This is a genomic window from Burkholderia sp. FL-7-2-10-S1-D7, from assembly GCF_001524185.1.
In the GTDB taxonomy this organism is placed as follows: domain Bacteria; phylum Pseudomonadota; class Gammaproteobacteria; order Burkholderiales; family Burkholderiaceae; genus Burkholderia; species Burkholderia diffusa.
This window is the reverse complement of the sequence record NZ_LOWY01000065.1, coordinates 1-551: the sequence shown is the minus strand read 5'-3', so window position 1 is coordinate 551 and position 551 is coordinate 1. Positions and strand designations below refer to the sequence as shown.

General features: G+C 63.5%; 1 protein-coding gene. It reads left to right on the top strand.

Translation table 11 applies throughout. The annotated features are described in order from the left end of the window. Positions 1-9: 9 nt before the first annotated feature. Positions 10-551 (top strand): hypothetical protein (locus WS75_RS34215; RefSeq protein WP_082729673.1); only part of this gene is annotated, 542 nt, incomplete at its 3' end.

Here is a 551-nt window from a genome sequence, read left to right as displayed (position 1 = left end):
AACGAGCTGATGCCGGTCGAAGTCGACGTGGACAGCGACGAGATCGAGCTAGTTGCCGACGACAGGCCAGTCGATGTCGAGGTCGACAGCGAAGCGACCGAGCTATCGGTCGAGCTCAGACCCGTGGACAACGAGCTGATGCCAGTCGAGGTCGACGTGGACAACGACGAGATCGAGCTAGTTGCCGACGAGAGGCCAGTCGACGTGGAGGTCGAGAGCGAAGCGACCGAGCTGTCGGTCGAGCTGAGGCCCGTGGACAGCGAGCTGATCCCCGTCGAGGTCGAGGTGGACAGCGACGAGATCGAGCTGGTTGCCGACGAGAGACCGGTCGACGTCGAGGTCGAGAGCGAAGCGACCGAGCTGTCGGTCGAGCTCAGACCCGTGGACAACGAGTTGATGCCGGTCGAGGTCGACGTGGACAGCGAGCTGATCGAGCTAGTTGCCGACGACAGGCCAGTCGACGTCGAGGTCGACAGCGAAGCGACCGAGCTATCGGTCGAGCTCAGACCCGTGGACAACGAGCTGATGCCGGTCGAGGTCGACGTGGACAG